The 10,121-nt window shown below is 24.6% G+C and carries 5 protein-coding genes; 1 reads left to right on the forward strand and 4 read right to left on the reverse strand.

What is annotated here, in order from left to right; translation table 11 throughout:
- Positions 1 to 583: 583 nt before the first annotated feature.
- The 4 genes from MBCUT_RS09120 to MBCUT_RS09140 all read right to left on the reverse strand — a co-directional run bounded on the left by MBCUT_RS09120 (position 584) and on the right by MBCUT_RS09140 (position 8,958).
- Positions 584 to 3,217, reverse strand: a complete 2,634-nt coding sequence (locus MBCUT_RS09120) for a transglutaminase domain-containing protein (RefSeq protein WP_067260373.1) — start codon at positions 3,215 to 3,217, stop codon at positions 584 to 586.
- A 695-nt stretch (positions 3,218 to 3,912) separates the two neighbouring features.
- On the reverse strand, positions 3,913 to 4,323 hold the full coding sequence (locus MBCUT_RS11400; protein WP_067260375.1) for a transglutaminase-like domain-containing protein: 411 nt from the start codon (positions 4,321 to 4,323) through the stop codon (positions 3,913 to 3,915).
- A 1,078-nt stretch (positions 4,324 to 5,401) separates the two neighbouring features.
- Positions 5,402 to 7,468, reverse strand: a complete 2,067-nt coding sequence (locus MBCUT_RS09135; RefSeq protein WP_067260376.1) for a pseudomurein-binding repeat-containing protein — start codon at positions 7,466 to 7,468, stop codon at positions 5,402 to 5,404.
- Between the two features lie 827 nt (positions 7,469 to 8,295).
- Positions 8,296 to 8,958 carry a 2,5-diamino-6-(ribosylamino)-4(3H)-pyrimidinone 5'-phosphate reductase gene (locus MBCUT_RS09140; RefSeq protein ID WP_067260377.1) on the reverse strand — a complete coding sequence of 221 codons (663 nt, stop codon included), beginning with the start codon at positions 8,956 to 8,958 and terminating at the stop codon, positions 8,296 to 8,298.
- Positions 8,959 to 9,231: 273 nt separating this feature from the next.
- Here MBCUT_RS09140 and mtxX point away from each other — a divergent pair, with 273 nt between their 5' ends.
- The gene (gene mtxX / locus MBCUT_RS09145) at positions 9,232 to 9,975 is read left to right on the forward strand and encodes a methanogenesis marker protein Mmp4/MtxX (protein ID WP_067260378.1); all 744 of its coding nucleotides are present in this window, start codon (positions 9,232 to 9,234) and stop codon (positions 9,973 to 9,975) included.
- The last annotated feature ends 146 nt before the right edge of the window (positions 9,976 to 10,121 follow it).

The raw sequence follows: 10,121 nt of genomic DNA on the forward strand, positions 1-10,121 counted from the left end.
ATAAAATAATATATGTAGTTATACAATATTTAAAAATTTTAAATGAGAAATACTTTTATTAAATTTTTTAAAAATCCTTATGAGACACTCTCTTTTTATTAGTTTTTCTTGAATATTGATATTCAAATAAGTGAATTATTTATAAAAAAATTAATTTAATATGGTCAATTTGATAAAGTTCTTAATCAATAAATCATCTAAAAAAAATATTATAATCTTAAGTTAATAATTTTAATTAATTTATTAAATTAATAAAGATATTTAAATAATATATTTCTAATAATAATCAATTTTAAGATGTTATAATTAAAAATAAATGATATTAATAATTTAATTCATCTTCAAAATTTAAGAAATTTTCCATAAATACTATAATTGATGTTAATATTAATATTAATCTTATTAGAATTTTATTTAAGGTTTAATCAGTAAAACATTTAATTTTAATAAATTAAGAATAAGATATATTTACATTAAATTTAAACCCATAATACCGAGCAAAATTTTGTAAAAAATGATTATTTTCCCATTAAAAAAAAAAGAAAAGTCATCTTTTAATTTTTCAATTAAAAGATTAAAGGACTTAAAAACTTATAGAGGAATACTTACCATATACAGAAGCAGTATTTGTATTCCAGTTCTTGATTACACCTAAACTATTTTTTGAGCTTGTAGTATCAGCAACAACCCAAGTATCTCCTATGAGTACTTGTGCCCATACATGTCCATATCTACTTCCGCTAGAAAATGTAGCTTCTCCATTAACATATCTAGCAGCTATTCCAGATGCCCTCATTAATGATATAAGTAAATGAGTTTGATCAACACAGTTTCCTACTTTGTTAGCTAATGTTGATTTAGCACCATACTTTGTGTTGTAATAAAAACTGTATGAGATTTTATCTCTAACATAGTTATAAATAGCTGTTGCTTTTTCTAATTCTGTTTTACAGTTTTTGGTTAAGGAAGTAGCTAATGATTGAATAGTCGCATCATTAACTTGACAATTTGTACTAGCTTTTAGATAGTTAGTCAAGGATGAACCATCATATTTGTTATTCATCGGACTATTTGGAATTGATCCACTACTAGAACCACCATTACTATTTCCCCCATTAATAGTATCAGTAGCCTTTATATTTAGTGTTAAGTAATCTGGTAGTCTATTGTTGGTTTTTACAAATTCAAGAATTTTTGAAAATCCTAATATCAAAGATTGGAATTGTATATTACCTAATGTTGAACTACCATAGTTCGGTGATTGACCATTTTTGGTTATATAATCAGAAACTCTTTGAGCTAAAGCCACAAAATCTGATTTATAAAGATTTCCACTAATTGATTGTCCAGTTGGACTTGTAGGTGATTTAACATCTTTAGCTACTATATTACTATTAATACCTTTATTAATATTTACAATAGCTTGTGATGCTAAATATAAAAATTGAGACATTGAATACTGTTTTCCACCAATTTCAACATAGTTGGGTAGAACACCATTCTGTGCAACAAAAGCTTCAATCCTACTTCCAGCATTCTTTATATCAGCTAAACTTATACCTCCTGAAGTAGAATTTCCTGAATTAGAACCTTCAGAAGTTCCATTTCCTGAATTAGAACCTCCAGAAGTTCCATTTCCTGAATTTCCATTTCCAGATGTATTTTCACCAACTATTAATCCATTATTTCCATTATAATTTGGCAGAACTTTATTCAAATTACTTGAAGTCGCCTTAACAAATGAAACATAATTTGGCAGAACTTTATTCACTTTGAAATAATCAACAATTTTTGCAAAACCATAAACAATAGTTTGGAATTGTATATTCCCAAGAGAAGAACTTCCATAGTTCGGTGATTGACCATTAGCATCCATAAATGCAACTATTCTTTTTGCTAAATCCAAATAATTTGCTTTATAAAGATTACCATTAGTTGCAGTTCCACTCGGACTAGCAGGATCTTTAAAACCTTTTAAAGAAATATCTGAATTATTATTACTATTAAGATTTACTATAACCTTAGAAAGCAAATATAAAAAATCACTAATTGATACCTTTTTCCCAGAAATTGTTAAATAATCTGGAAGTTTACCATACTTCTCAACATACTTTTTTAACTCTGAAGCTGCAGAAACTATATCATTCTTACTAAATTTTGATGAATTTGTAGATCCTGAAGTTCCATTTCCTGAATTAGAACCTCCAGAAGTTCCATTTCCAGAAGTTCCATTTCCTGAATTAGAACCTCCTGAATTTCCATTTCCAGATGTATTTTCACCAACTATTAATCCATTATTTCCATTATAATTTGGCAGAACTTTATTCAAATTAGTTGAAGTCGCCTTAACAAATGAAACATAATTTGGCAGAACTTTATTCACTTTGAAATAATCAACAATTTTTGCAAAACCATAAACAATAGTTTGGAATTGTATATTCCCAAGAGAAGAACTTCCATAGTTCGGTGATTGACCATTAGCATCCATAAATGCAATTATTCTTTTTGCTAAATCCAAATAATTTGCTTTATAAAGATTACCATTAGTTGCAGTTCCACTCGGACTAGCAGGATCTTTAAAATCTTTTAAAGAAATATCTGAATTATTATTACTATTAAGATTTACTATAACCTTAGAAAGCAAATATAAGAAATCACTAATTGATATTTTTTCCCCAGAAATTGTTAAATAATCTGGAAGTTTACCATACTTCTCAACATACTTTTTTAACTCTGAAGCTGCAGAAACTATATCATTCTTACTAAATTTTGATGAACTTCCTCCAGCAGCGAATAAATCAGTACTAGATTTATTTGTACTTTTATTTTCATTACTTTTAGTATCAGTAACTGAACTATTTGTACTTTCATTTTCATTACTTTTAGTATCAGTAACTGAACTATTTGTACTTTCATTTTCATTAATTTTAGTATCAGTAACTGAACTATTTGTACTTTCATTTTCATTAATTTGATCAGTTTCAATATTAGAATCAACAGATTCATTTTTTGATGAGTCAGTAATTGAACTATTAACTGAATCAATAGCTGAATTATTAACCATATCAGTAGCTAAGTCAGTGATTGAACTATTAACTGAATCAATAGCTGAATTATTAACTGTATCATTAGATATTTGAATTTCCTCAACGATGTCTTCATTGATTTCGTTTAATGAACTAGTATAGTTCGAATTGTCGTTTGTATTATCAATCATTGAGTTTGAATTAGAATTACTATTTAGTGAAGATTCTGTAGAATTTCCATTCGTTACTAATAAATCACCATCAGTAAAATTTTTTGTATTTTTATTAAAAACTTCTTCATTATCTACATTGGCAGCACTAGCACAAATTATACTACTGCTTGCAACAATAAGAAGTGCAATAAATACAAATAATATTTTTAATCTATTTGAAATTATTTCGCCTCCAATTTTTCACTTAGAGAATTTTATCCATTATAAAATAATAAAACCTCTCAATTCTAAAAGTGTAGATTTTTATTATACATCCATTAATCCTTATAGGTTTTGTTATTTTTTACAACTAAACATTTTTACAGCTATTTTCTATTTTATAAATCAAATACATAAATAAACCTAAATCTCTAGCTTTTATCAATGATTTAATAAAATAATAAAAAATAAATTATTGTTTTAAACAACTGAAACAATATAATATCAAATGAATGATGATAAATAATAATAAAAAATTAAATATCATCTGAAACAATGATAAAATACTACTTATAAGATAAAATAATACTTATAAGATAAAATAATACTTATAATCTTATAGGACAATACAATAATAATCATTTATCTGGAAAAATAAGAAATGTTGTTCTTATTACTAAGAAGGAATGTTCTTAATTTTTCTATTTATGTTACAGATTTTAATGTTACAGATTTTAGAAAGTTATTTCTGCATGAGTATCATAAATTTTAGGGTTGTTCCAATTAGTTACACTTCCCAATTTATTATAATTACTTGTAGTATCAACAATAACCCATTCACCATCGACATAAACTTCTGCCCAGGTATGACCTATGGTTCCACCGCTTGTAAAAGTAGCTTGACCATTAACATACCTCGCTGGCAAATCACTTGCCCTGAAAAGAGCTATTAAAAGATGTGATTGATCAACACAATTTCCTGATTTAGAACTTAAAGTTTTTGCTGCACCATTTTCAGTATTAAAGTAAAAGCTATAATCTATGTTATTTTGTACCCAATTATAAATAGTTGTTGCTTTATCTAAATCTGAATTAGAATCTTTAGTTAAATTAGTAGATAGTGATTTTATGGCACTATTATCCACTTGACAATTTTTAGTAGTCTTTAAATAAGGAGCTAATGCAGGATCTAAACTTTCAGATGATGTTGGAGTTTGATCTCCATTTATATCACTTGAAGTTGTAGCAATTACATTAAAATAATTTTGAGTATTATTTTTAGTAATTTTATCAATGAAATTTTCATCGATTACTAATGAATCCGAATCAGCTAAATTTTTCGTATTTTTATTAAAAACTTCTTCATTATCTACATTGGCAGCATTAACACAAATTATACTACTGCTTGCAACAATAAGAAGTGCAATAAATACAAATAATATTTTTAATCTATTTGAAATTATTTCGCCTCCAATTTTTCACTTAGAGAATTTTATCCAATATAAAATAATATAGGATCTCAACTCTAAAAGTGTACATTCTTATTATATGTCTTTTATTCCTTATATACTTTGTTATTTTTCACAACTAAGCTTTTTTTATAGATATTTTCTATTTTGTAAATGAAATTCTTAAATAAACTTAAATCCCCAGCTTTTACCTATGATCTAACAAGAGGATAAAAAAATCAATTATTGTTTCAAATAACTAAAACAATATAATATCAAATGAAACTATATTAAATAATAATAAAACAATAAGTATCATCTAAAACAATGATAAAATACAATTTATAATTTTCTATTACAATGCTATAATAAGCAGTAGTTAAAATAAATGTAAATTAACCAGTTTTAAGTCAAATAAACTTTAAAAAAGCATGATGTAAAAATATAATGAAATGGATATAATGATATATTATAAACTATATTTTTTCTAAAAAAATTAGAAGTAATATCTCTATTAATTCTTTTATTACATTTTTATTTAAAATCTATAGATTTCTATTGTTAATTATATTATATATTAAAAATTATCAAATTTTTACAAGTAATACAATTTTTAAAGTATTGAATAATCTTTATAAAAATAAATAAATATTTAAAAATAATCCACATAAAAAAAAAGAAAATGAAAAAAATAAGAATTATTGTTCTTATTACTAAGAATGAATATTCTTAATTTTTCATTATTTATATTATAGATTCTAGAATATTACAGATTTTAGAAAGTTATTTCTGCATATCTACCATAAACTTTAGGGTTTTTCCAATTAGTTACACTTCCCAATTTATTATAGCTACTTGTAGTATCAGCAATAACCCATTTACCATTGACATAAACTTCTGCCCAGGTATGACCTATGGTTCCACTGCTTGTAAAAGTAGCTTGACCATTAACATATCTTGCTGCCAAACCACTTGCCCTGAAAAGAGCTATTAAAAGATGTGATTGATCAACACAATTTCCTGATTTAGAACTTAAAGTTTTTGCTGCACCATTTCTAGTATTATAATAAAAACTATATTTTATGTTCTTTTGCACCCAGTTATAAATAGCTGTTGCCTTTTGTAATTCCGTCTGAGAGTTTTTAGTTAAAGTAGCAGATAATGATTTTATAGCAGCATTATTTACTTGACAATTTTTAGTAGCCTTTAAATAAGCAGCTAATGCAGAACTCGAAGTTCCAGATGTTGTTGAACCTTGACCTCCATTTATCTTACTTGAACTTGTAACATTAACATTAACGTTATTTGGCATAACTTTGTTTGTATAGATATAACTAGCTATTTTTGAAAATATATAAACTGTTGATTGATATTGTAAATTCCCTAAACTAGTAGATAGATAGTTAGGAGCTTGCTTATTTGTTTCATAATATAATACTAATGATTTAGCTAATGAAAGATATTCTGTTTTCTGTATTGTTCCAAGTTTATTATTTCCTGAAGGATTTGCAGGTGATTTAGTTGTTAATAAAGGAATGCTTGATGTTTTACCTTCATTTTTATTTACTATGGCTTTAGACATTAAGTATAAGAAATCATTGATTTTATAGCTATTTCCCCCTATTGAAACAGTATTTGGCATTACTCCATTTTTTTCAACATAATTTTTAACTCTTGTAGAAGCTTCAAGTACTTCATTCATGGTCAAAAATTTTATAGAACCTGATGCCGCAGGAGGATTGGTAGTTATAAGATTACTAGTTTTTGGTCTTGTATATTTTGGAATGAATTTATTTAAGTTATTTGTTTTTTTAACATTAAGAGATAAAGCAGTTGGTAATTTACTTTTATGATTATAACTCCAAGCTAAAACTTTATTTAATCCATATATAGCTGTTTGATATTGCACTCTTCCTAATTTAGTATTAATATAATTAGGGACTTTATTGTATTTATTAATGAATTTAACAATATTTTTTGCACTAGAATAATGCTGTTTAGAAGATAATTTGCCTTTAATATTGCTTCCAGAAGGTTTAGATGGGTTTTTAATATCATATTTTATAGTTATATCTGATTTTACTTTATTATACTTAGAGATAATTGTTTTACTTAAAAGATACATGAATTCTGGTATAGAGAATTTATAATTGTTTATAGTAACATAATTAGGTAACTTCTTATTTTTTGAAATATAATTATGTAATAACTTAGAAGCTTTTAATATACTACTTTGAGATAATTTTTTAGGTTTGTTCACTGTATTAGGAATTGTATTTGCTTTCACAGTTGTACTACTATTAGTTGAATTAGTGTTTTGGTTAGTAGATATAGTAGCTGTTTCCCCATTTAACTTAGTTTCATTGTTGTCTTCTAGAGTTGTAGGTTCTTGAGTTATCCCACTACTTAGAGTAACATTATCAATTACTTCACTACTTAGAGTAACATTATCAATTACTTCACTACTTAGAGTAACATTATCAATTACTTCACTACTTAGAGTAACATTATCAATTACTTCACTACTTAGAGTAACATTATCAATTACTTCACTACTTAGTACAAGATTATTTCTTTCTTGATAAGATCCAGTAACTTCTACAGAATCATCAATTACTTCACCATCATTTCCTACAGAATCATTAATTAATTCCTTGCTTTTTGCACTCTTTGTATTGTTATCTTTTTCTGAGTGTATATCATTATTTTGTATAGTATTATTAATTATTTCATTATTTTGTATTTCATTATAATTTTCATCACTTATACCATTTGCATAGCTTGCACTTATACTAATAAGAAATAGGCATGCCATTAACAAAAGTAATGATTTCCGCCTCATTCCGATTGTTCCACCTCATTTTTTTCGCCAAATAAATATTTCATGAGGATAATGGGAAAATAGGTCTGTAAATTAATAAATTTAATCTATAATATAAAAAATTATTCTAATATAAAAAATTAATATATAGATAATTAATATAAAAAAATTATTCCAATATAAATAATTAATATATAAATAATTAATATATAAAATAATACATTATATAAATATAATAAAAATTAAATTTTTTTACATATTCCCCCATATTCACTTTCATGAAAATATTCAGTTTAGTGATACAAGTACTACATGTGATTTAATCCCTTATAAAGTTTTTCAAAATAAATTTAGCTATTAAATTGGACTCCTTTTTTTAAAATTCATCTAATATATTAGGATTCCAGTAAAATGACTATAAATTACTTACAATTACTTATGAAATGAATAATTTCTTAAAAAATCATTATAGTTCTTCTAACAAAAAATGAGTTATTAGTATCCAATATCATTTATTTATGCCTTAAACGAGAAATAAACCTAAAATATTAAGTATTGATAGAAAATTCTAATTACTATGTTTGTTAGAAAATACATTTTAAATTATCTCCTATTGTTATTCATATTTTTTAGCTGTTTACTTCAATTAATTTTAAAGTCTATTTTTTTCTTTAAAATAGCTATTTAATTTAATATTATCAATTTAAAAAGATTTAATTAATTAAATATATAATTTCATGATAAAAAGTATTCTTTAGTTATAAATAAATTTTTCAACATAAGACAAAAATAGCAATGATAAAAATGATAATTTTATTTATAATAAATGATTCAAATTAATTCAAATCTCATTTTTTTACTTTATATTCTAAAATAAGGTCTTTACCTAATCTATAATTTTTTATTAAGTCAAGATTAATAGCTTCATTCATAAAATCGAATCCTTCTCCATCAAATAGTGTTTTAGAATTATGGCCTCCAACTACCATTGGTGCTATACAAATTCTTAATTCATCAATTAAACCTTCTTTTATCATGGAAAAGTTTAATGTGGATCCTCCTTCTAACATTAAAATCTTAATACCCTTTATATATAAATATTCCATCAAATCCTTTAAATTAATTTGTTTTTTTCCTGAAAGAAAGATAGTGGCCACTTTTTCAAGTTTTTGGTGGCGTTCTTTAAAGTCTTCCTCATTTGAATTTTCAGTAATAGCTATTATTGTTTCAGCATCATCACTTAATATTCTTGAATTTAAAGGAGTTCTTGCTTTATTATCAACAACAACACGAATAGGATTATCTTGCTTCTTAGAAGGTATTTTATGAACAGTTAATCTAGGATCATCAGCTATTACTGTGTTTATTCCAACCATTATCCCATCAACATCCCTTCGAAGTTCATGAACTCTTTTAAGATCTTCTTCACCAGATATTTCTGAACTCCCAGTTTTCGTAGCTATTTTACCATCTAATGTCATAGCTGCATTTAATATCACATAAGGTCTCATATCATCACATTTAAAACTATTTTGCTTTTTAATCATCTTTTTATTTTTATAATCATTAATATATTTCTATTTTTCTATGATGAAGAAACAGTTCATACAATATCAAAAGATAAATTTCTATGAATTATAAAAATCTTTCTAGAAATTCTAAAATTATAAAAATCTTTCTAGAAATTCTAAAATTATAAAAATCTTTCTAGAAATTCTAAAATTATAAAAATCTTTCTAGAAATTCTAAAATTATAAAAATCATGAAAATAAACTAATACAATAATGATAAAAATTGTTATTGGTTTTCATGAAAATAAAGATGTTTTAGCAGCCACAGAAATAGCTAATAAAAATGAAGATTTAGAAGTAAAAATTGTTAATTCTGATAAAGAATTGATAGATGCTATTAAAAATAAAGAAATCGATGCAACTATTAGAGGGTCTTTAAAATCTTCAGATATCTTAAAAACACTTAAAAAATTAAATAAAAATTCAAAGATTTCAAGAGCTAGTTACATCAAGTCAGATGATTTTGAATTTTTACTTGGGCCAGTTGGTATTGATGAATGTAAAAGTCTTGATGAAAAGATAAAACTAGTTGATGGATGTGTTGAATTTATTGAAAGTTTGGGTAAAATTCCAAAAATAGCTATTTTAGCTGGTGGAAGAAAAGAAGATTTAGGAAGGAGTCCTAATATTGATAAATCAATTACAGATAGTGAAAAACTAGCTATTGAACTTGAGAATGAACTTAAATTAAAAAACCTTGACTTTTCTATAAAAAATTATTATATATTAATAGAAAAAGCTATAAAAGAAGAAAACAATATAATAATAACTCCTGATGGTATTTCAGGAAATCTAATATTTAGAACTCTTGTTTTAGTAAATTCATGGAAAAGTTATGGTGCTATCACACTAGGTATTGAAGAAATATTTATTGATACTAGTCGTGAACAGACAAAGGAAGGCTATTTAAGAGCAATAGATTTAGCTTATGAATTATGTAAATCAAAACAAGATTAAAAATAAGTAAAATAAATAATAGCTAATTCTTTATTAATCAAATGAAAGTTTAATAAAAATATATTAATTAATTCTTTATTAACCAAATGAAAGTTTAATAAAAATATATTAATTAATTCTTTATTAATCAAATGAAGATTTAATAA

It is taken from the genome of Methanobrevibacter cuticularis (genome assembly GCF_001639285.1).
GTDB classification, from domain to species: Archaea; Methanobacteriota; Methanobacteria; order Methanobacteriales; family Methanobacteriaceae; genus Methanobaculum; species Methanobaculum cuticulare.

Coding starts and splice junctions, on each gene's coding strand:
- MBCUT_RS09120 (WP_067260373.1), bottom strand. CDS start 3,217: ATGATTGATAATACAAACGACAATTCGAACTATACTAGTTCATTAAAC.
- MBCUT_RS09135 (WP_067260376.1), bottom strand. CDS start 7,468: ATGAGGCGGAAATCATTACTTTTGTTAATGGCATGCCTATTTCTTATT.
- MBCUT_RS09140 (WP_067260377.1), bottom strand. CDS start 8,958: ATGAGACCTTATGTGATATTAAATGCAGCTATGACATTAGATGGTAAA.
- mtxX (WP_067260378.1), top strand. CDS start 9,232: ATGATAAAAATTGTTATTGGTTTTCATGAAAATAAAGATGTTTTAGCA.